General features: G+C 70.5%; 15 protein-coding genes and 5 tRNA genes. 10 read left to right on the top strand and 10 right to left on the bottom strand.

Translation table 11 applies throughout. The features are described from left to right. Positions 1-7: 7 nt before the first annotated feature. The 9 genes from ACZ63F_RS29945 to ACZ63F_RS29905 form a co-directional block, all read right to left on the bottom strand. A complete protein-coding gene (locus ACZ63F_RS29945) occupies positions 8-3,175 on the bottom strand; it encodes an NACHT domain-containing protein (protein ID WP_469715510.1) in 3,168 nt (1,055 codons plus the stop codon). A gap of 104 nt (positions 3,176-3,279) precedes the next feature. Then, positions 3,280-3,861 (bottom strand): GTP-binding protein, encoded by a 582-nt coding sequence (locus ACZ63F_RS29940; protein ID WP_046729246.1) that lies wholly within the window; start codon positions 3,859-3,861, stop codon positions 3,280-3,282. Then, positions 3,842-4,411: a DUF742 domain-containing protein gene (locus ACZ63F_RS29935; protein ID WP_352367124.1), complete on the bottom strand. Its 570-nt coding sequence runs from the start codon at positions 4,409-4,411 to the stop codon at positions 3,842-3,844. Before ACZ63F_RS29935 ends, ACZ63F_RS29940 begins: the two co-directional genes overlap by 20 nt. Before the next feature lie 96 nt (positions 4,412-4,507). Next, positions 4,508-4,921 (bottom strand): roadblock/LC7 domain-containing protein, encoded by a 414-nt coding sequence (locus tag ACZ63F_RS29930; RefSeq protein WP_004983065.1) that lies wholly within the window; start codon positions 4,919-4,921, stop codon positions 4,508-4,510. Between the two features lie 10 nt (positions 4,922-4,931). Continuing rightward, positions 4,932-8,195 (bottom strand): nitrate- and nitrite sensing domain-containing protein, encoded by a 3,264-nt coding sequence (locus ACZ63F_RS29925; protein WP_469715508.1) that lies wholly within the window; start codon positions 8,193-8,195, stop codon positions 4,932-4,934. Positions 8,196-8,587: 392 nt separating this feature from the next. After that, the gene (locus ACZ63F_RS29920) at positions 8,588-9,163 is read right to left on the bottom strand and encodes a GTP-binding protein (protein WP_046729249.1); all 576 of its coding nucleotides are present in this window, start codon (positions 9,161-9,163) and stop codon (positions 8,588-8,590) included. Next, positions 9,144-9,542, bottom strand: coding sequence for a DUF742 domain-containing protein (locus tag ACZ63F_RS29915; protein WP_019058642.1), 399 nt, complete (start codon positions 9,540-9,542; stop codon positions 9,144-9,146). Before ACZ63F_RS29915 ends, ACZ63F_RS29920 begins: the two co-directional genes overlap by 20 nt. 110 nt (positions 9,543-9,652) lie before the next feature. After that, on the bottom strand, positions 9,653-10,066 hold the full coding sequence (locus tag ACZ63F_RS29910; protein WP_030382516.1) for a roadblock/LC7 domain-containing protein: 414 nt from the start codon (positions 10,064-10,066) through the stop codon (positions 9,653-9,655). Between the two features lie 9 nt (positions 10,067-10,075). Next, entirely contained in the window at positions 10,076-13,984 is a 3,909-nt protein-coding gene (locus ACZ63F_RS29905; RefSeq protein WP_469715506.1) for a sensor histidine kinase, read from the bottom strand. 569 nt (positions 13,985-14,553) lie between these two features. On the opposite strand from ACZ63F_RS29905, the gene ACZ63F_RS29900 reads away from it, so the two are divergent. The 9 genes from ACZ63F_RS29900 (at position 14,554) to ACZ63F_RS29860 (ending at position 18,558) form a co-directional block, all read left to right on the top strand. Further along, positions 14,554-14,742, top strand: a complete 189-nt coding sequence (locus ACZ63F_RS29900; RefSeq protein WP_469715504.1) for a hypothetical protein — start codon at positions 14,554-14,556, stop codon at positions 14,740-14,742. Positions 14,743-14,866: 124 nt separating this feature from the next. Beyond that, a complete protein-coding gene (locus tag ACZ63F_RS29895) occupies positions 14,867-15,652 on the top strand; it encodes a fumarylacetoacetate hydrolase family protein (RefSeq protein ID WP_469715502.1) in 786 nt (261 codons plus the stop codon). Next, the gene (gene gltX, locus ACZ63F_RS29890) at positions 15,645-17,129 is read left to right on the top strand and encodes a glutamate--tRNA ligase (protein ID WP_469715499.1); all 1,485 of its coding nucleotides are present in this window, start codon (positions 15,645-15,647) and stop codon (positions 17,127-17,129) included. Before ACZ63F_RS29895 ends, gltX begins: the two co-directional genes overlap by 8 nt. 117 nt (positions 17,130-17,246) lie before the next feature. Then, positions 17,247-17,990: an HAD family hydrolase gene (locus ACZ63F_RS29885; RefSeq protein ID WP_469715496.1), complete on the top strand. Its 744-nt coding sequence runs from the start codon at positions 17,247-17,249 to the stop codon at positions 17,988-17,990. Between the two features lie 91 nt (positions 17,991-18,081). Continuing rightward, positions 18,082-18,153, top strand: a tRNA-Gln gene (locus tag ACZ63F_RS29880). 21 nt (positions 18,154-18,174) lie between these two features. Next, positions 18,175-18,247 (top strand) — tRNA-Glu (locus ACZ63F_RS29875). 28 nt (positions 18,248-18,275) lie between these two features. Beyond that, a tRNA-Glu gene (locus ACZ63F_RS29870) sits at positions 18,276-18,348 on the top strand. Between the two features lie 21 nt (positions 18,349-18,369). Further along, positions 18,370-18,441: transfer RNA gene (locus ACZ63F_RS29865), tRNA-Gln, on the top strand. Between the two features lie 44 nt (positions 18,442-18,485). Continuing rightward, positions 18,486-18,558, top strand: a tRNA-Glu gene (locus tag ACZ63F_RS29860). 56 nt (positions 18,559-18,614) lie between these two features. Here the strand turns inward: ACZ63F_RS29860 and ACZ63F_RS29855 are convergent. Beyond that, complete coding sequence (locus tag ACZ63F_RS29855; protein ID WP_469715494.1) at positions 18,615-19,259, bottom strand: MerR family transcriptional regulator; 645 nt, start codon at positions 19,257-19,259, stop codon at positions 18,615-18,617. A gap of 92 nt (positions 19,260-19,351) precedes the next feature. Here ACZ63F_RS29855 and ACZ63F_RS29850 point away from each other — a divergent pair, with 92 nt between their 5' ends. After that, complete coding sequence (locus ACZ63F_RS29850) at positions 19,352-19,852, top strand: DUF4188 domain-containing protein (protein ID WP_469715492.1); 501 nt, start codon at positions 19,352-19,354, stop codon at positions 19,850-19,852. Positions 19,853-20,012 lie beyond the last annotated feature (160 nt).

Here is a 20,012-nt window from a genome sequence, read left to right as displayed (position 1 = left end):
GGCGGGGTCAGTGTCGTTTCACGCGGACGCCGGGGATGGCGGTGGCGGGCGCCCGGACCTGCGCCGGAGCGATCACCACCAACCGCCTCTGATGCGGACCACGGGCCAGCGTGCGCAGGTCGAGGGGGTTTTCCGCGCTTGTCGGGTGCGTACGCAGGTCCAGTGTGCGCAACTGGTCCAGCGCGCCGATGGGCCCCAGGTCGGCCGGCAGCCGGCAACCGTACAGTTCGAGTCTGGACAGCCCGGGTGGCCAGCTCTCCTGGGCGGGAAGCCACGTGCTCAGGTCGTAGCCGCACAGGCTCAGGTGGGTCATGTCCGTCAACCGCCCGAGCCCGCCGAGGCCCCGTGGCACGCCGGAACCGGTGAGGAAGAGGCTCTGCCAGGGAGCCCGCTCCAGCAGCGGCGCCAGGTCGACGTTCTCGGCGAGGGTGCCCAGCCCCAGGCTCACCAGGGACTCCGGCACGGGGATGGCGTCGAGCTTCGGCAGGGAGGTCCAGTTCTGCAGTTGCAGGTTGGTCAGCCCGGTCAGACCGCGCAGCGGTTCGACGTCGGGCAGCGGCAGGTCGTCCATGCCGCACAGGACCAGATTGCGCAGCCCGGACCGTTCGGCGAGGGGTGAGAGGTCGTTCTCGCCCACCAGGCTCGGCACCCAGAGCTGGTCCAGTTCGCCGAGTGCCGACGTGGCGGCCAGCCCTTCCCTGAACTCGTATCCGATCCATATCCGCCGGGCCCCGCGCAGCTTGAGCACCGCCGGCCACTGAGCGGGGTGGGACAGATGCAACTCCACCGCGTCGAGCGGAAGCCGGGACAGCACCCGGCGCGCGTACGCGTCCGGGTCGAAGTACTCCCAGGACTCGACGAGTTCGTCCCGTACGCCGGCGTCGTCGCTGGCCGCCGCGTAGCCGGCCAGCCGGTTCATGGCCTCCTCGCCTCCGATCAGCGCCGCCGTGCGTACGGTCGTCCGCGCCGCCCGGGCCGAGAGCCCGTCCAGGGTCGCGGGCAGCCGATGCGTCAACGCGGGCCCCACGGCCGCGAGCGACCTCGCCTCGGACTCGCGCCGGGGCGGGAGCAGCACGCCCAGCGCCTCGTCGAGCCGGCGTGCCACGTCGTCCGGCACGGTCGTCATGGTCTCCAGACAGGACGCGGCGAGCAGTCGCAGCCGCCGGGCGTGGCGGGGCTCGTCGGCGGCCCGGTCCAGGAGGGCGCCGACCAGTTCCCGCCGCTGCCTCAGGTTCGCGTGCCCCGCCGCCATCACGACCGTCTCGCGCCACAGGTCGAGGTGGGCGCGCTCGACCAGGTTGCCCAGGTTGTCCTCGTCCGCCGCGTCCTCGGCGGCGAGGTACTCCTGAAAGGTGCGGTGCACGAAGTCGACGCGGCCCGCCACGGGGGAGCGCAGGACCCCCGACCGTCCGATCAGGTGGTCCAGGACCGCGTCGCCGTCGGCCTCGTCCAGGTGCCGCATGGACGCCAGCCGGGAGGCGACGTGCCGGCAGGCCTGCTCCGTGGAGATCTCGGTGCGGTTGTTGTCGGACAGCCGCCACGCCAGGTCGCGCAGCACGCACAGCTTGTCCGACAGGGTGAGCGGGCTGTCCAGGGCGCTCGGCACCCGGCGGTCCGCGTCCCGGTGCTGGACCAGCGTCTCCAACGCGATCTTGTACAACTCCATGCGATTACGCGGTAGTTGACGGCCCTTGCTGAGATGCAGGGTGCAGATCAGCGCGGCCAGCAGCGGGTTGGCGGCCAGCGACTGGAGGTGCGGGCGGTCCTGCAGACTGGTGAGCAGCGACTGCTCGTACTGCGGAAGCTCCTCGACCGCGCACGGCAGTTCGTCCCCCTGTTCGCGTACCGCGCGGTGCCACTGCCGGACGAACGCGGTGAGGTCGGCCGGGGCCAGCCGGTCCAGTTGGTAGGCCGTGAAGTCCAGCGCGCGCAGCCAGTCCGTGCGGGCCGCCGCCGGCCGGGTCGTGACCACGGCCCGGGTGCCGGTGTACGCGTTCAGCAGGCCGGTCAGCCAGGCGCGCACCGCCTGCCGTTCGCCGGCCGGCAGTTCGTCCACCCCGTCCACCAGAAGCAGCACCCGTCCGTCGCGCAGGGCCCGGTCCATCCAGCCCTTCGGGGTATGGCCGGTGAGAGCGCCCGCGACCCCGTCCAGCAGGGCCTCCGGCAACGGCAGTTCCCGTCCCGCGTACCGCCGTAACTTCACCAGGACCGGGATCAGCCCGTTCCAGCTGCCCAGCGGTCCGGAGAAGGCTCCTCTGGCCGCCGTGACCGCCAGCCACTGCATCAGCGTGGTCTTCCCGGAGCCCGCCTCTCCGCGCAGCAGCACCCGGGAGGCACCGCCCAGGGCGTTCTCCACCCGCTTTCCGGTGCTGTCCGGCTCCTCCCAGTCCCGCAGCCCCCGCCGCAGCAGCGGACGCCTCTCGACGGCCGTCCGGCGGTGCCCGTCGTCCGGCGTGGCCCGCATGCTCACGTACGCGACCGACAGCTTCGCCCGGGTCACCTGCTCCGAGGCCACCCGGAACAGCTCCACCTCGTCCAGGGACCGGCTCACCAGGCTGAGGTACTCCCGCAGGAACGCCTCGTCCTCGTCCGAGCCCTCCGGCGCGTACAGCGAGCGGGTCGGCAACCGCTCCAGCACCCGGGCGAGTTCGGCACCCAGCGAGGTCGTGCGGCCGAGCAGTTCCGTGACGGCCCGCTCGGTGAACACGGGCAGCCGGCGCAGAACCCGTACGTAGCACTCGCAGCACTCGGCGAAGAGCACCTCGTAGTAGCGCTCCGCGGGCTCGCCCAGCCCTGCCGGCCGGGGAGTGTCCTGCCGTATCCGCCGTACCAGCTCCGCCGCGTCCGCGTCCGATTCCAGCACCGTCTCGTCGGACAGGTCGGCGTGCGCGAACGTGTCCGTGACGGCCTGGACCGCGGCCAGCCGTTCGTGCTCGGCCAGCCCCGGGAACTCGTGCGCCAGCAGCGGTTCGACCCGGGCCGCCACGGCGTCCGCGATCTCCTCGAACTGCCGTTCAACGCTCCGCTGGGACCTCAGACCGGGAACCCGCGCCCGGATCAGGTCCGACATCTCCGCCCGGCGTTCCTGCTCCTGCCGCCGGGCACCCAGCCACAGCCGTACCGCACTCGTCGCCACCGTCTGCCCCAGGCGCACCGCGGCCACTTCGATGCTCATCCCCGCCTCCCCCACTCGGCAGATGGCTCATTGTGGCAGCGGGGGACGGCAAAAGGGCCCCTGCCTGACAGAAAGGGGCCCCTGGAACCTCGGAGAACCGACCGCTACCGCAGCCGCGCCATCAGGGCGTGCTCGACCAGCGTGATCAGCGCCGACTTCGCGTCGGCACGGTGCCGCGCGTCGGTCGTGATGATCGGGGTGTCGGGGCCGATCTGGAGCGCCTCGCGGACCTCTTCGGGGTTGTACGGCTGGTTGCCGTCGAAGCCGTTGAGGGCGATGACGAAGGGGAGACCCGAGTTCTCGAAGTAGTCGACCGCGGGGAAGCAGTCGGCGAGACGGCGGGTGTCCACGAGGACGATGGCGCCGATCGCGCCGCGTACCAGGTCGTCCCACATGAACCAGAAGCGGTCCTGCCCGGGGGTGCCGAACAGGTACAGGATCAGGTCCTGGTCCAGGGTGATGCGGCCGAAGTCCATGGCGACCGTCGTGGTCGTCTTGTCCCCGGTGTGGGTGAGGTCGTCGATGCCGGCAGACGCGGACGTCATCACGGCCTCTGTGCGCAGCGGGTTGATCTCCGAGACGGCGCCGACGAACGTGGTCTTGCCCACGCCGAAGCCGCCCGCCACCACGATCTTCGCGGAGGTGGTGGAGCGGGAAGGACCGCCGCTAGAGCTTGCGAAGTCCACTGAGCACCCTTTCGAGCAGTGTCACGTCTGGCTGGCCACCGGCGTTCTCGTCGCCGCCGGGCTGATGGATGGCGACCAGGCCCGCCTCCGCCAAGTCGGCGACGAGGATCCTGGCCACGCCGAGAGGGATCGTCAGCAGGGCCGAGACCTCGGCCACCGACTTGATCTCCCGGCAGAGGTTGCAGATCCGCTGATGCTCGGGCAACTGGCCCTGCATCTGGTGCGGCTGCGCGGTGGTGTGCACCAGCGCCTCGATGGCGAGCTGGTACCGCGGGCGGGTCCGGCCGCCGGTCATGGCGTACGGACGTACCAGGGGGTTGCTGGACCCCGAGGCCGGCGCCGGCTCGGGGCGGCGCTGCGGCTGCACCGGCTGGATGCGCGGCGCGGGCGGCTGGTCGTACGGCGAGGGGCCGGGGCCCTGCGGAGCGTACGGCTGCCGGTGGCTCGGCGTGGAGGGGAAGTTGTACCGGTTCCCGGAACCGTCGCCCTGGCCCTGCGCAGGCCCGTACGACCAGTTGCCGTGATGAGAACCGCCTGGGGGTGTTGCCACTTTCTCTCCTCCTCCGACCGTGCCGGGCACCCAACCTTGTGGAGCCGCGTCCCGAAACCTTACGGCCCCGGGACGCGAAAACGCACCGTCTGACTATTAGTTGAGAAGGCTTCCCTGGAGTTCCGCACGCAGATCCGGGGTAAGGACCGTGCCCGCGCGGTCCACCAAAAGGGCCATCTCGTACCCAATCAGGCCGATGTCGGCCTCCGGGTGGGCCAGGACGGCCAGCGAGGAACCATCGGAAATGGACATGATGAACAGGAACCCCCGCTCCATCTCCACAACCGTCTGATTCACGCTGCCGCCCTCGAAGATTCGGGAGGCGCCTGCCGTCAGAGACGTCAGACCGGAGGCGACGGCCGCGAGCTGGTCGGCGCGGTCGCGGGGGAAGCCTTCGGACATCGCCAGAAGGAGTCCGTCGGCGGAGACCACCACCGTGTGGGACACCCCCGGGGTGTTGTCCACGAAGTTGGTGATCAACCAGTTCAGGTTCTGTGCCGCCTGGCTCATCGGGCTCACACTAACGCTCCTGGTTGTAGGTGCTGTCAGGACCGAAGCCCTGGCCGTTCGTTTCACTGCCTGCGCTGCGCCCGCGCTGGACGCCTCGACGCAGGTTGCTCAGCCTGCCCCGGACGTCCTCCGGGGCGCGGGAGACCTGTGGGCCTCCCTGGGGGGTGCTCGCGGCGGCTCCCTCGACCAGGTTGGCCTTGGGCACCCGCCTCGGCAGGCCGGAGGAGGTGACCCCGCCCGCCTTGGGCCTGCGCAGCGCCGAGGCCTGCTGCCAGCGCTCGTCGTTCTGCGACCGCCAGGAGTCGTCGCCGGCCGGCTCGGAAGCCGGGGCCGGTGCGGCCTGCGCCGCAGCCGCCGGTGCCGCGGCCGGAGCCTGCTGCACGGAACCCGCGCCGTTCGGGCCGCCCGTGCCACCGCCGGAGCCCCGGCGGGGCAGCCCGGCGTCGGTCAGCCGGTGGCCGTTGGAGGGGGCCGTTCCCGGACGGTCGAAGCCTACGTGGTTCCGCTCGTCCACGTCACCGGCCTGCGCCGATTCCGCCTGCGGAGCGTACTGGGCCGGGTAGCCGTTCTGGTAACCGCCCTGCTGCGGCCAGTCGTCCTGGTAGGGCTGCTCGCCGAAGGCCGGGAACGAGTCTGCGGCGGCGGCCTGCGCGGCCGCGGGCTCCTCCTGGGCCGGCTCCTGATAACCGGGCTCCGGGTAACCGCCGTTGCCGGAGAACGCGTCGGGGGAGAACGTGTCGTTCTGTGGCAGGCCGCCGTTCGGCGCGTAGTACTGCTCGTCGTACGTGCCCTGCGACTGCTCCTGGTACGCCTGCCGCCCGTCGTAGCCCGTGGGCTGCTCCTGGAAGCCCGTACCGCTCGGGTCGTAGTCCGCCCGGCCGCTGTCGAACTCGTCGGCGTACGCCGGGATCTCGGCGGTCTCCTGCGGGGCCTGCGGAGGCTGCGTCTGGGCCTCCAGGGCCGCGCGGCGCTCCTCGCGCATCAGCGAGCGGCCCACGGGGTCGAGGTCGCGGATGTCGTCGGGGACCTCGATGTAGCGGCTGTCGTCGAAGCCGAGCTCGGCCGCCGTACGCATCGGCTGGAGCTGCGGCTGGTTGAAGTTCTCGGCCTGGAACTGCTGCTCCGGGATGATCTGCGACACCGTGAACTCGTCACGGTCCAGCTGCTGTTCGCCGCCACCGCCGTGCGTGATCGCGTCCGGCAGCATGACCAGCGAGGTGGTGCCGGCCTGCTCGCCGGAGGGGCGCAGCTGGACCCGGATGCCGTGCCGGTCGGAGAGCCGGCCGACCACGAACAGGCCCATGCGCTGGGAGATCGCGGCGTCCACGGTCGGCGGGTTGGCCAGCTTGTGGTTGATGTCCGCGAAGTCCTCGGCGGTGAGACCGATGCCCTTGTCGTGGATCTCGATCATGATGCGGCCGTCGGGCAGCCGGGTCGCGGTGACGCGGACCTTGGTCTGCGGCGAGGAGAACGTGGTCGCGTTCTCCAGGAGCTCGGCGAGCAGGTGCACGAGGTCGGTGACCGCACGGCCGTGGATCTCGGCCTCCGGGACGCCGGAGAGCTCGATGCGCTCGTACTGCTCCACCTCGGAGGAGGCGGCGCGCAGCACGTCGACCAGCGGGACCGGCTGGTCCCAGCGGCGGCCGGGCTCCTCGCCCGCGAGGACCAGGAGGTTCTCGCCGTTGCGGCGCATACGGGTCGCGAGGTGGTCCAGCTTGAAGAGGTTCTCCAGCTGGTCCGGGTCGGCCTCGTTGTTCTCCAGGTCGGTGATCAGGGTCAGCTGGCCCTCGATCAGCGACTGGTTGCGGCGCGAGAGGTTGGTGAAGATCGCGTTGATGTTGCCCCGCAGCAGGGCCTGCTCGGCGGCGAGCCGCACGGCCTCGCGGTGGACCTGGTCGAACGCGCGGGCGACTTCGCCGATCTCGTCGGTCGAGGTGATCGGGATCGGCGCCACCCGGGTGTCGACCCGGCCCGGGTCGGTACGGGAGAGCTGGTCGACCAGCATCGGCAGGCGCTGCTCGGCGATGCCGAAGGCGGCGTTGCGCAGCTGGCGCATCGAGCGGGACATCTGGCGGGCCACCATGCCGGCCAGGATGAACGCGGCGAGCAGCGCGACCATGACCGCGGCACCCGTGATGAACGCGTCCGTCTTCGCGTTGTCCGCGATGCCGGAGGCCTCGGTCACCGCCTTGTCGGCCATGTCCGACTCGATCGTGCGGTAGGCGTTGTACTTGAGGGTGTTGACCGTCCACCAGTTCTCGGCGGTGATGCCCTGGGAGGCCAGCGCCTGGCGGGTGCTCGCGTTGGTGTCCTGCAGCGTGGCCAGCGCGTTGACCATCGCGTTGTCCTTGGACGGCGGGGCCACGTAGTTCGGGTCCTTGGCCTTGGCCTGCTGGACCAGCGCCGCGCCGTCCGTCTTGATCTTCTTCTCGAGGTCGGTCAGCTTCTGCGCGTCCGCCTCGGTGCCACCGCCGATGTACTCCTCGACGGCGATGCCCTCCAGGTAGGCGTACGAGGAGAGGGCGACCCGCTGGCTGGCCAGGTTGCCGGCGTCCGGGCCGGGCTTGACCAGCAGGTGCATGCCGATCGACCGCTCCAGCGACAGGGCCGCCTTGGTGAGCGAGATGGCGTAGACGGTACGGCCGTAGGAGGTGATGTTTCCGGTGCCCAGACCGAGTTCGTTGGCGAACTCCATCAGGGGGTGGGCGACCGCGACGTACCCCTCTTCGGTCTGCACGCCGGAGAGCTTGCTGGTGTACGAGGCGGCGCGCAGGTTCGTGAGGTTGGGCTCGGCCTCGCGGAACAGCTTCAGCCGGCGCTCGAGGCCCGGCTTCTGCGGCATGTTCTGCGCGGCCGCGTCGAAGGCGTCGGCGGCCTTGTCGGTGGCGGCGCGGGCCTGCGTGACCGTGGCCTTGTTCTTGTTCAGGAGCAGCGGGGCCGCGCTGACGTCACGCTCGTTGTAGAGAGCGTCGGCGTAGGTCAGGGCGGCACGGACCAGGCGCGCGGTGTTCTCCGCGTCGCGGGCGTCCTGCCAGGTGTCGATGGAGCTCTTCACCTGGAAGCCGCCCATCACCAGGCCGACGGCCACGGGTATGAGCAGGATCGCGTTCAGCCTGGTCGGCACTCGCCAGTTCCGCGGGGAGAAACGGCCGCCGCTCTTCGCGGGCGCGGCCGGTGGTTCCGCGGCTGGCACAGGGGTGGGCGCCGCAGCGCGCGGCGGCGGGGTGAAGTTGCCCCGTGCCGACGGCTCGGGACCGTTCTTGCTTCGCCTCACTCGACCAACAACCTCTCGGCGGCGGGCACCTATCGTCGTGCCGCAGTCTCTCAGAGCCCGGTGTGTCATCGACCACTACTGAGTACGTCTTTGACTAATGGGCAGTTCAGGCATTCCAGCACGGGGGCCGGTGCACTTCCAAACAGTCCATTGGGGCAGAGCGCACGGATGTAAGCCCCAGATAAAACGGTCATAAAGAGCGAGCCCCGCCAAAAGGCGGGGCCATTGTGAGCGCAGCGGCACCGCACGACCGCGACGCGTGGCGATACCACTGGATTCCTCTGCCGAAACGTTATGAACACCGGAGCCGACCGTGTCAAAGGCCACAGTCGGCTCCGGTTTCCATACGACAACTGCCGTACACGACGTCGGACTTGGGTACCGCCGGGGCGCTACCGCAGGCGGGCCATGAGGGCGTGCTCGACCAGCGTGATCAGCGCGCTCTTCGCGTCGGCGCGGTGCCGGGCGTCGGTCGTGATGATCGGCGCGTCCGGTCCGATCTGCAGCGCCTCGCGCACCTCTTCGGGTGTGTAGGGCTGGTGTCCGTCGAAGCCGTTGAGGGCGATGACGAACGGCAGACCGCTGTTCTCGAAGTAGTCCACGGCCGGGAAGCAGTCGGCCAGACGCCGGGTGTCCACGAGCACCACCGCGCCGATCGCACCGCGTACCAGGTCGTCCCACATGAACCAGAAACGGTCCTGACCGGGCGTGCCGAACAGGTACAGGATCAGGTCCTGGTCGAGGGTGATACGGCCGAAGTCCATGGCCACCGTGGTGGTGGTCTTGTCCCCGGTGTGCGTCAGGTCGTCGATGCCCGCCGAGGCGGACGTCATCACGGCCTCCGTGCGCAGCGGGTTGATCTCGGAGACCGCTCCCACGAACGTGGTCTTGCCGACGCCGAAGCCGCCCGCCACCACGATCTTCGCGGAGGTGGTGGCCCGCCCTCCGTCAGAGCTTGCGAAGTCCACTGAGCACCCTTTCGAGCAGCGTCACGTCAGGAGCGCCGCCGTTGTTCTCGTCGCCGCCCGGCTGGTGGATGGCGACCAGGCCGGCCTCGGCGAGGTCGGCCACCAGGATCCGGGCCACACCGAGCGGCATGGCGAGCAGCGCCGAGACCTCGGCCACCGACTTCACCTCGCGGCACAGGTGGCAGATGCGCTGGTGCTCCGGGAGCAGCCCCATGAGCGCTGCCGGGTCGGCCGTCGTGCTGATCAGCGCCTCGATGGCGAGCTGGTAGCGCGGCCGGGTCCGGCCGCCGGTCATCGCGTAAGGACGTACCAGCGGCTGGTCGCCCTCGTCCCCGTACGGCTCCGCGTACGGATCATGAGAGGCGGTGGGCGGGGTCATCGTTCCTCCGGGCGGGACAGCAAGTCGGTCGGGCTAGCCGTCGGACGTGGCCGGTGGGGGGATTGTGGCGGCCGGACGGTGATTTGGTGAGGCGGGTTGGATCCGGGCTGTCAGTGGAGCAGACTGCCTTGCAGTTCAGCGCGCAGGTCAGGCGTGAGGACCGCGCCCGCGCGGTCGACCAGGAGCGCCATCTCGTAGCCGACGAGGCCGATGTCGCACTCCGGGTGGGCCAGGACCGCGAGGGACGAGCCGTCGGAGATGGACATCAGGAAGAGAAAGCCGCGTTCCATCTCGACGACCGTCTGCGCCACGTTGCCGCCCTCGAAGATCCGGGAGGCCCCGGCCGTCAGCGAGGTGAGCCCGGACGCGACGGCCGCCAGCTGGTCGGCACGGTCGCGTGGGAAGCCTTCGGACATCGCCAGAAGGAGGCCGTCGGCGGACACGACGACGGTGTGGGACACACCTGGGGTGTTGTCCACAAAGTTGGTGATCAACCAGTTGAGGTTCTGTGCCGCCTGGCTCATCGGACTCAACTAACGCTCCTGCTGGTGAGTGGGGCTCGGGAAGGTGCCGGTCTGCGGGCCGGTGCCGGCCTGCCGACCCTGTGCGATACCCCGACGGAGATTGGTCAGCCGACCGCGAACGTCATCAGGCGAACGCGAGACCTGCGGACCCGCTTGGTGCTGTTGCTGCTGTGCCGTGCCCGGGACGAGGTTCGCCCGGGGGACCCGGCGCGGCAGACCGGAGGTGGTGACACCGCCCGCCGCCGGCTGCCGTACACGCTCCGCCTGCCGGACGAGGTCGTCGTTCGGGGAGGTGCGCCAGGCTGCCTGGGCGGGACGCTGGGGGGCCGCGGCCGCGGGGGCCGGCGGCTGGGCGGGCACCGGCGGGACCGGCGGAACCGACGCCGCCGAGCCGTTGCCGTTGCTCTGGGGGCGCTGCTGCTCCTGCTGGCCGCCGTGGAACCAGTTGGTCTCCAGGGTGTCGTACAGCGGGGTACGACCGTCACCCGGACCGGTGGCCGGCGGCAGCGCCTCCGGCTCCTGGCGGGCCGGCGGCACGGGCGGGCGCTGCGGCGCACCGTAGTCGAGGCCGCGGCCGTCGGACCCCGGACGCTCGAACTGCCCGGTGCCGTACTGCCCGTTGCCGTTCTGGCCGTTGCCGTTCTGGCCGTTGCCCGGGTAGCCGTTCTGCCGGCCCGGCAGGGAGTGCTGACCGGTCGAGCTGCCGTCGTAGGACGGCGTGGCGAACTGGCCGGTGGAGCCGTTGTCGTAGGCCTGCGGGGCGGCGAACTGCCCGGGGTTCCGCGAGCCGTTCTGCGGCGCGGCCGGCGTACCGAAGACGTCGGAGCGCACGAACTGACCGGAGTCCTGCTGGCCGTTGACGTTCGGGCGCGGGAACGACCCGGTGTCGTGCCGGCCGTTCACGTTCGGGCGCGGGAAGGAGCCGGTGTCCTGCGGGCCGGTCGTACCCGGCCGCGGGAACGATCCCGTGTTCGGCGAGCCGTTCGGCGCGTTGAAGTCCGGGCGCGGGAACTCGCCGGTCGACGGAGCCTGCGGGACCGCCGGCATCTGCGAGGTGGCGCCGAGGTCGTGCCGGTCGTCGATGCGGGGCATCGGCGCGGTGTGGGCCGGGTCCTGCTCGTCGTGACCGCGCGGGGTGTCCAGCGAGGCACGGGACAGCGGCGGCTGGGCGTTGTCGTCGCTCCAGCTGGGCCTGCCCGCCGGCGGGTTGGCGCCGGGCAGTTCGGCCCGCGGGCCGCCACGCGGCGGCAGCTGGGGCTGACGGCCCTGGTCGGAGGAGTTCGCGGAGCGCTGCGGCGGGACCGGGCCGCGGTTGCCGAAGGCGTCCTGGCCACCGAAGTCCTGCGGGTTGCCGAACGCGTCCTGGTTGCCGAAGGCACCGGCACCCGCGTTCGGCCGGCCCTGCGAGCCGCGTCCGCCGCCCTGCGTACCGGGACGGCCGCTGTTCGGGCCCGCGCCGGGCAGCGCGGCCCGGGGACCCTGGCCGGTGCCGACCTGGCCGCGCGGACCCGCGCCGGCGCCGAGCTGGCCGCCGCCGGAGGGAGCGCCGGAGCCGAGGGCACCGCCGCGTCCGCCGGCCGTACCGGCACCGCCGCCGACCGCCGGGGCCGGAGCACCCGCGCCGAGCGGACCACCGGCACCGCCCTGGCCGCCTCCGCGGCGGGCGGCGGCCGCACCGGCCGCGGCCTGCGCGGCGACCGGACCGCCGGACTGAGCGGGGGCACCGGGCTTGCCGGGAGCGGGCTTCTTGCCGCCCTGGGCGACGTCGACCGGGAGCATGACCAGCGCGGTCGTGCCACCGGAGTCGGACGGGCGCAGCTGGATGCGGATGCCGTGCCGCTGCGACAGACGACCGACCACGAAGAGGCCCATGCGGCGGGAGACCGAGACGTCCACGGTGGGCGGCGAGGCGAGCCGCTCGTTGATCGCCGCGAGGTCCTCGGGGGAGAGGCCGATACCGGTGTCGTGGATCTCGATCAGCACCCGCCCGTCGGGCAGCGCGTGACCGGTGACCTTGACCTTGGTCTGCGGCGAGGAGAACGAGGTGGCGTTCTCGAGCAGCTCGGCGAGCAGGTGCACGAGGTCGTTGACCACGCGGCCGGCCACTTCGGTGGTCGGCACGGCGGCCAGTTCGATGCGCTCGTACTGCTCCACCTCGGAGGCGGCGGCGCGGAGCACGTCGACCAGCGGGACCGGGCGGGTCCAGCGGCGGCCGGGCTCTTCACCGGCGAGGACGAGAAGGTTCTCACCGTTACGGCGCATACGCGTCGCGAGGTGGTCGAGCTTGAAGAGGGAGGACAGCTGGTCCGGGTCGGCCTCGCGGGACTCCAGTTCGGAGATGAGCGAGAGCTGACGCTGGATGAGGCCCTGGGAGCGGCGCGAGAGGTTGGTGAACATCGCGTTGACGTTGCCCCGCAGGAGGGCCTGCTCGGCGGCGAGGCGGACCGCCTCGCGGTGCACGTCGTCGAAGGCCGCGGCCACCTGGCCGATCTCGTCCCGGGAGTGCACACCGACCGACTCCACGGACGTGTCGACGTCCTGCGGGTCGGACTCGGAGAGCTGCTTGACCAGCTCGGGCAGGCGGTCCTGGGCGACCTTGGTGGCGGTCTCCTGGAGGCGGCGCAGCGAGCGGATCATGGAGCGGGCCACGATGAAGGCGCCGACCAGCGACACACCGAGGACGAGCAGGATCAGCGCACCGGAGATGATCGCCGACTGCTCGGAGGAGGCCCGCAGCTCGCGCGCCTTCTGCTGCATGTCCTCGAGCAGGGTGTGCTCGATCTTCTTCATCTGGTCGATCTTGGTCGAGCTGTCGTCGACCCAGTCGAGGTACGAGCGCTTGCTGAGCTCGTTCAGACCGTTCTCGGCGCCGAGCGCGCGCTTGGCGTAGGTGTCGGCGGCCTCGATCGTCGGGTTGTTGCCGTCGATCGGGCTGAGCAGGTCGGCCGCGTTGCCGGAGTAGATCTTCCGGAAGATCGTCAGCTCGGAGGTCTCGCTCGCCTGGGCGGACTCGCCGTACAGGCGGTCGTTCTCGGAGAGGTCGCCGGCGCTGGTGCCGTTGGCGGGCAGGGCCGCGGCGATGACGGCGCGCTGCACGGACGCGTACTCCTTGGCGGTGGAGAACGCCGCCAGGGCGCGGGTGCGCTGGATCATCTCCGGGTTGCTGGAGGCCTGCGCCATGTCCTGGGAGAGGTCGATCAGCTGGGTGATCAGCCGGTGGTAGGCCTCGACCGTCTGGGTCGAGTTCTCCTTCTGCTGATAGGCGTCCTTGCGGATCTTCGCCAGGTCGTCCAGCTGGCCGGCCAGACCGACGAGGCTGTCGCGGACGCCCTGCAGCTGTCCGTTCTTGCTCGCGGTGTCGATCGACTCGGAGGCGTTGAGGAAGTTCTCGCGGGCGCGGTCGGTCTGGTCCTCGTACCCCTTGACCGCGACGCTCGAGACCGACCCGCCGTGCGCCAGCGGACCGGCGGTCTTGTCGCGCTCCGTCTGGAGCGCGGTGGCCAGCTCGGTCGCCTGGGAGGTCATGTCCGTCAGCAGCTGCATGTTGTCGAGCTGCTGGATGTCGTCGAGCGAGCCGTTGATGCGCACCGCGCCCAGCGTCGTCGCCGCCACCACGGGGAGGGCGAGCAGCGACACCAGGCGCGTGGAGATACGCCAGTTGCGCAGGGCCATGCGCGAGCCCGGGTTGCTGGGACCCTGCGCGGGCTTGATCGTCGGAGTCGGGGTCGCGGCCGGCTGGGGGCCCGCGGACCCCGAGGACGCAGACGTGGCGGGGCGCCCGGAGCGCTCACCGCCGTCACCACCGCCGCCGGCCGGGGCCGGGTTCTGGGCGTGCTGGGGCGAGGAACCGCGGTCGGTCCCGCCGTGCGCCTCCGGCTCCGCCGAAGCGCTGCCATCCCTCTTGAAACGTCCCTGCACTAGCGTCGCAACCTCTGGACCAGGCGCCCTTCCGGGAACGGAAGGACACGGTGTCGGCGTTGAACGGGGAGCGCCCTGAATACGCACCCTGTTGGTCGTGAGTGTGACCGGCGCTGGCTCCCCCTGTCTCGCCGCCACTCGGCGCTGCGTTGCGCCCCCTGCGCGCCGGCTCGATCCTGCGGCGGTTCCGTGGAATTCCAGCACAGTGCCGGATCTCCAACAAGGGCCGTGGACCGAGCTGTGACCTCCGTGACAGCGTGTGAGTGACACGTTACGAGATGTGGAAGCCGATCGCGTACATAAAGGGCGTATCCCTGTCAGTCACCGGTGCGCGGGCCGTGTCCCAGTCGCCATGATCAGGAGCGGAATGACAGGTTCAGTTCGCCAATGTCCGTTTCGTTGCGGTGACTTGTCAGTCGGATATGACCGCTTTGACCCCCGGGTCGTGAGCAAACTCACATGGAGATCAGGGCCTCTTCACGGCTTCGGCCGGGAATTCGATGTTTAGCCTGGCGCTTTACAAGAGGGAAGTCTCTGCCAACCCACACACGACGGGGTCCAGTACAACCGTGAAGACGACGATGATGTTCCGCAACATAGCCAACCCCCGGCGCACCACCCTCGCCCACCTCAAGGACGCCGAGGAACTGCAGACCCCCGAGCTTCCCGAGCACACCCTCGACCTTCCCTCCCAGACCGCCAACCCCCGGCGCACGATCCTCATGGAGATCCCCGCCGGGACCTCGGTCGCGGAGTAGTACGGCCCCCGGCCGCCGATCACTCACCCACCCGGTGACCGGGTTGTACCCCGGCGGCCGCCCCTCACCGCGTTAGCCTGGAGCGTCAGACTCCAGCCGGTTCAGTGAGGGGCGCCAGGATCCCGTGCGCATCGCCAGGTTCTCCATCGACGGGAACGTCGCCTTCGGCGTCGTCGAGGGCGACAAGCAGGACGAACTCGTCCTCGACATCATCAAGGGCATTCCGTTCGCGGACTTCGAGCTCTCCGGTACGAAGGTGCCGCTGAGCAAGGTCCGCCTGCTCCCGCCGGTGCTCCCCAACAAGGTCGTCGCCTACGGCCGCAACTACGCGGAGCACGCGAAGGAGCTGGGCAACGAGGTCCCGGACGTCCCCTTCGCCTTCTTCAAGCCGTCCACCTCGGTGATCGGCCCCGGCGACGACATCCAGTACCCGTCCTTCTCCCAGGACCTCCACCACGAGGCCGAACTGGCCGTGGTCATCGGCCGCATGTGCCGCGAGGTCCCGCGCGAGCGCGTGGCCGACGTCATCCTCGGCTACACCTGCGCCAACGACGTCACCGCCCGCGACGTCCAGAAGCGCGAGAAGCAGTGGGCCCGTGCCAAGGGCTTCGACACCTCCTGCCCGCTGGGCCCCTGGGTGGAGACGGACCTGGACCTCGCCACCGCGTCCGACCTGACGATCCAGCTCACGGTCAACGGCGAACAGCGCCAGCTCGGCCGTACGAGCGAGATGATCCACTCCATCGCGGACCTGATCGTCAACATCACCGAGGCCATGACGCTGCTCCCCGGCGACGTCATCCTCACCGGCACCCCGGCAGGGGTCGGCCCCCTCAGCGTCGGCGACGAGGTCGCCGTCACCATCGAAGGCATCGGCACTCTCACCAACAAGGTTGTCAAGCGTGGCTAGCGCACCCGGCACTCCCGTTCGCGTTCGTTTCTGTCCGTCCCCCACCGGTAACCCCCACGTGGGCCTAGTCCGCACCGCCTTGTTCAACTGGGCGTTCGCCCGGCACCACCAGGGCACGCTGGTCTTCCGCATCGAGGACACCGACGCGGCCCGCGACTCCGAGGAGTCGTACACCCAGCTGCTCGACGCGATGCGCTGGCTGGGCTTCGACTGGGACGAGGGCCCCGAGGTCGGCGGCCCGCACGCGCCGTACCGCCAGTCGCAGCGCATGGACCTCTACGCCGACGTCGCCGCCAGGCTCCTCGAGGCCGGCCACGCCTACCACTGCTACTGCTCCCAGGAGGAGCTGGACAGCCGCCGCGAGGCCGCCCGCGCCGCCGGCAAGCCGTCCGGCTACGACGGCCACTGCCGCGACCTGACCGAGGAGCAGGTGGCGGAGTACAAGGCCCAGGGCCGGACTCCCATCGTCCGCTTCCGGATGCCCGACGAGACGATCACCTTCACCGACCTGGTCCGCGGCGAGCTGACCTTCACCCCGGAGAACGTCCCGGACTACGGCATCGTCCGCGCCAACGGCGCCCCGCTGTACACGCTGGTCAACCCAGTCGACGACGCCCTGATGGAGATCACCCACGTCCTGCGCGGCGAGGACCTGCTCTCCTCCACCCCGCGCCAGATCGCCCTCTACAGGGCGCTGATCGACCTCGGCATCGCCCGGCAGATCCCGGCCTTCGGCCACCTCCCCTACGTCATGGGCGAGGGCAACAAGAAGCTCTCGAAGCGCGACCCGCAGTCCTCCCTCAACCTCTACCGGGAGCGCGGCTTCCTGCCCGAGGGCCTGCTCAACTACCTCTCCCTGCTGGGCTGGTCGCTCTCCGCGGACCAGGACATCTTCTCGGTCGAGGAGATGGTCGCGGCCTTCGACATCTCCGACGTGAACCCCAACCCGGCCCGCTTCGACCTGAAGAAGTGCGAGGCGATCAACGCCGACCACATCCGCATGCTGGACGTGAAGGACTTCACGGAGCGCTGCGCCCCCTGGCTGCGGGCCCCCTTCGCCCCCTGGGCGCCGGAGGACTTCGACGAGGCGAAGTGGGAGGCGATCGCCCCGCACGCCCAGACCCGCCTGAAGGTCCTCTCGGAGATCACCGAGAACGTCGACTTCCTGTTCCTTCCCGAGCCGGTCGAGGACGAGGCGTCCTGGACCAAGGCGATGAAGGAGGGCAGCGACGCCCTCCTCGCCACGGCCCGCGAGAAGCTGGAGTCGGCCGACTGGACCTCCCCCGAGTCCCTGAAGGAGGCCGTCCTGGCCGCCGGCGAGGCGCACGGCCTCAAGCTCGGCAAGGCCCAGGCCCCGGTCCGCGTCGCCGTCACCGGCCGCACGGTCGGCCTGCCCCTCTTCGAGTCCCTGGAGATCCTGGGCAAGGAGAAGACTCTGGCCCGGATCGACGCGGCCCTGGCCAAGCTAACGGCGTAACGCCCGGACATGCGCGAGGGGCGGCACCCGGTGACTCCGGGGGCCGCCCCTCGGGCGTTCGGCTGAGACGGCGGCGGCCTTGTCGATCAGGTGCCGGGCCGCGCTACCGTCGGAGCCATGAGCATCAGAGCCGTGGTCTGGGACGTCGACGACACCCTTTTCGACTACACCACCGCCGACCGTGAGGGGATGCGGGCGCACCTCGCGGCGGAGGGGCTGCTCGCGGGGTGGGGGAGTGCGGAGGCGGCGCTGGTGCGGTGGCGGGAGATCACCGACCAGCAGTGGGCGCGGTTCTCGGCGGGTGAGCTCTCCTTCGAGGACCAGCGCCGCGACCGGGTGCGGGTCTTCCTCGGCACGGAGCTGACCGACGTGCAGGCCGACGACTGGTTCAGCCGCTACCTGACGCACTACGAGGCCGTCTGGGCCCTCTTCCCGGACGTCCTGCCGGCCCTGGACGCCCTCGCGGCCGGTTACCGGCATGCCGTGCTGTCCAACTCCAGCCGGCACGTCCAGGACCGCAAGCTGCGCACGCTCGGCGTGCACGAGCGCTTCGAGGCCGTCCTGTGCGCCGCCGAACTGGGCGTGTCCAAGCCCGCCGCCGCTGCCTTCCTGGCGGCCTGCGAGGCCCTGGCACTCGCCCCGCACGAGGTCGCGTACGTCGGGGACCACCCGGAGATCGACGGGCGCGGCGCCGCCGACGCCGGGCTGCTGTCGGTGTGGATCGACCGCCGCGGACCGTCCGGCGGCCCGGCCACCAGGGCCGACGCCCCCGGCGGCCCGCACCGGATCGCCTCCCTCGCCGAACTGCCCGCGATCCTCCGCGCCGATACCCGTTTTGGAGCCCCGTCCACCTTCAGGTAATGTTCTTCCTGCGCCGCCGGGGAGCGGGCCGAAAGGCCGGAACCGGAGGCGCGAAACTAGAACAAGATCCCCTCAGGGGCTTGCGTTCCAGTGGCCTATGGTGTAATTGGCAGCACGACTGATTCTGGTTCAGTTAGTCTTGGTTCGAGTCCAGGTAGGCCAGCTCGCAGAGCTCATCTGCAAAGCCCCCGTTGTGTAGCGGCCTAGCACGCTGCCCTCTCAAGGCAGTAGCGCCGGTTCGAATCCGGTCGGGGGTACGGAGATCTTCCACGGATGATCGCTAGGGCCCCCGTTGTGTAGCGGCCTAGCACGCCGCCCTCTCAAGGCGGTAGCGCCGGTTCGAATCCGGTCGGGGGTACGAACTGGTCTAAACCATCATTGGTCTATGGTGTAATTGGCAGCACGACTGATTCTGGTTCAGTTAGTCTTGGTTCGAGTCCAGGTAGACCAGCTCGGATCTGCGGCGGTGCAGTTTCAAACGCTCGTAAGATCCACGCCCCCGTTGTGTAGCGGCCTAGCACGCCGCCCTCTCAAGGCGGTAGCGCCGGTTCGAATCCGGTCGGGGGTACGTTGAAGAAGGCTCTCCGTTTTGGCGGGGGGCCTTCTGCCTGTGCGGGCGGCGCCCTACTCGAAGCCGTAGCGCCGGGCCGACTCCTCCTCCTGGGCCAGCCGGTGCAGCGCCTGGAGCATCGGCTCCACCAGCACCGCGCTGGCCACCGCGGCCTCCACCTTCTCCTCCTCCGACGGACGCGTCTCCAGGAAGTCCAGGTCGGCGACGGCCGCCTGGTACATCAACTTCGCGTGCGGTACGAGGAGTTCGGCGCCCCAGTCGTAGCCGAGCCGACGGAACGCAGCCAGTGCCACCACCAGCTGCCGGTACGCAGGCGAGATCGTCGTCAGCTGCTTCGCGTTGTCCCAGCCGAGAGTCTCCAGCAGGGCGTCGGCCTCCCGGTGCGCGCCCCGCACGTACTCGTCGTCCTCGTCCGGCTCCGGCAGCTGCGGCAGCGCCCACAGTGCGGCGCCCACCCGGATCGTGCGGCCCAGCGAGTCGTCGTCGACATGCCCGAGCACCTCGCGGACCGTCGCCACGGGGACCCGTCCCACCTGGATCATCGCCCGCACCAGCCGCAGCCGCCGCAGGTGCCCCTCGTCGTACTCGGAGGTCGTGGCGTTGACCTGCCGGCCCGGCGGCAACAGCCCCTCGCGCAGGTAGTACTTGATCGTCGCGGCGGACACCCCGCTGCGCTCGCTCAACTGGGCAAGCCGCATGTCTTGCGCGCCTCCTTGGTAAGTGCCACTATCCAAGCATCGACAGAAGGATAGTGCCGCTATCCGACAGGCTTCCGGGGGTGCCGTTCCTCATGTCCGCCAAACTGATTCGGGGCCGTACGACCGCTGCCCGCGAGGGTGACGCCGTGGTTCTGCTCATCGGCATGCGCATCAACCACTTCCGGGCGGTCCACCAGTGGCTCCCGGTCATGCTGTCGATGTTCCGCATGCTGAAGGAGCTGGCGCGGGACCCCGGACGGGGGCTGCTCGGCCGCGTCCTGCTGACGGCGTCGCCGCGGACGTACTACGTCGTCCAGTACTGGGAGTCGAAGGAGAAGCTGTACGCGTACGCGAGTTCGCCGGACATGGTCCACCACGGGATGTGGAGCATCGTGAACCGCAAGGAGCGCGCGGGGAAGCTGCGCGGCCATGTGGGCCTGTGGCACGAGACGTACGTGGCGCCCGAGGGCGGGTACGAGTCGATCTACTTCGACATGCCCGAGTTCGGCCTGGGCGCGGCGAGCGGGACGGTCCCCGTGGAGCGCCGGGGGCGCTATGGGAAGGACCGGTTCGCTTACCGGAGCGCCCCGTAGGGGCGCGGGGAACTGCGCGACCAGCCACGACGGCGTCGCGGACGGCCGACGGCCGGTGGCGGCACATTCTGCGCCGCGGGAGCTTCGCTCACTGGGCGGCTGCGGGCAGCATGTGGCTGGTCGCGCAGTTCCTCCCCCAGCCTCCGGCCGGGGGCGCCCC

This window comes from Streptomyces sp. NPDC104761, assembly GCF_055583445.1.
The sequence above is the reverse complement of the archived record's forward strand: the minus strand, read 5'-3'. Positions and strand labels throughout refer to the sequence as shown.